The following is a 1,747-nucleotide window of genomic DNA, read 5'->3' as shown; positions in this document are numbered from 1 at the left end:
CATGACCTGCCGGCGCTCGGCCTCCGGTAGCATGGGCAGGGTGGCGACAGGCTGTGCCACATCATCGGCTATCGCTATCAGGATATTCTCTACATAACCTACCACACGAATGATGGTGTCCCGGTCGAACAGGTCGGTGGCATAGATCAACCCGCCGTCGAGACCGTTTTCCGTCTCGATAAGCGACAGAGTCAGATCAAAGTGGGTGCTATGCTGCGGCCGCTCAACGGCTGAGAGCGTAAGATCGGGCAGCATCAGAGCCTGTGTCGGGGTATTGTTCAGCGACAGCATCACCTGAAAAATAGGGCTGTAACTAAGGCTGCGAGCGGGTTGCAGTGCTTCCACAACCTGTTCAAACGGCAGGGCCTGATGAGCGTAGGCGTCCAGCGCCCGCTCACGTACCTGATCGAGCAGATCCGCGACGGAGTGACAGCGTCCCGGTTCGGTGCGTAAGGCCAGCGTGTTGGCGAAGAAGCCGACCATGCCCTCCAGTTCCTGACGGGGGCGGTTGGCAATCGGGGTGCCGATGACGATATCGTCCTGCCCGCTGAGGCGGGATAGCACCACCGACCAGGCGGCCAGCAGCGTCATAAACAGGGTCGTGCCCTGCTGCCGGTTCAGTGCATGAAGGCGACGGAGCTGTCCCGCATCCAGATGGAAGGGAACCTGATCGCCCGCATAGCGCTGTACCGACGGTCGTGGCCGGTCGGTCGGGAGCTCCAGCAGGGCCGGTGCCCCCTGCAGTTGATTGCGCCAGTAGTCACGCAGGTCGTTGAGTGTGTCCCCCTGCAGCCACTGACGTTGCCAGACGGCGTAGTCGGCGTACTGAACTGGCAGAGGTGGTAAGTTCGCATCGCTGCCATCCAGCGCGGCCTGATACAGCGGCGCCAGCTCGCGCGCCAGAATGCCGATGGACCAGCCGTCGGAGATAATGTGGTGCTGGGTCAGCAGCAGCACATGGGTGTCATCATCCATCTGCAGCAACTGACCGCGGATCAGCGGCCCCTGTGCCAGATCGAAAGGTGCCCGCGCTTCCTGTTCGGCCAGTTCTGCCACGCGAGTGGTGCGGGCCGCCTCGTCCAACTCACGCAAGTCATGGCTGGACAGGCTGAAGCCGATGGTATCCGGATCAATCTGCTGGGCGGGCTGCCCGTCGCGGGAGGTAAAGCGGGTGCGCAGGCTTTCGTGACGGGCGACCAGCCCGTTGAGCGCGCTCGTGAGTGCCGGGCGGTCAAGCCGGCCGGTAAGGCGCAGCGCAGCGGGCAGGTGATAGGCCTGACTGGCGGCCGGATCGAGCTGTGCCAGGAACCACAGCCGCTGCTGGGCAAACGACAGCGGCAGGGGCTGGGTGCGGTCGGCCACGGGCAGGGGGAACGGCGCATCGTGCGCGGTGGCCGTGACGGCCGCCGCCAGATCGCACAGCGTCGGGTGTGCAAACAGCGCGGCCAGCGCCACGTCCATCCCGGCCTTGTTCATGCGGTTCAGAAGCTGCACCGCCAGCAGCGAGTGGCCGCCGAGGGCAAAGAATTGATCGTGACGACCGACACGATCCAGCCCTAGCAGCTCTTGCCAAAGTGCGGCCAGTGTGCTTTCGGTCGCGCCCTGCGGCGCTTCATAGTCGCGGGTGGCAAAGGCGGTCTGATCCGGAGCCGGTAGGGCCTTGCGGTCGATCTTACCGTTCGGAGTGAGCGGCAGGGCGTCGAGCGTGACAAAGGCGGACGGGATCATGTAGTCCGCCAGCGAGGCG

The 1,747-nt window shown here is 64.4% G+C and carries 1 protein-coding gene; it reads right to left on the bottom strand.

Annotated features, from left to right (window positions below; translation table 11 throughout):
* Positions 1–1,747, bottom strand: a 1,747-nt coding sequence (locus ACIPUG_RS21380; protein WP_400340113.1) for a condensation domain-containing protein, incomplete at both ends; no start/stop codon positions are given.

Origin of the sequence: Pectobacterium sp. CHL-2024 (genome assembly GCF_044751765.1) — a bacterium.
GTDB classification, from domain to species: domain Bacteria; phylum Pseudomonadota; class Gammaproteobacteria; order Enterobacterales; family Enterobacteriaceae; genus Pectobacterium; species Pectobacterium brasiliense.
The sequence above is the reverse complement of the archived record's forward strand: the minus strand, read 5'-3'. Positions and strand labels throughout refer to the sequence as shown.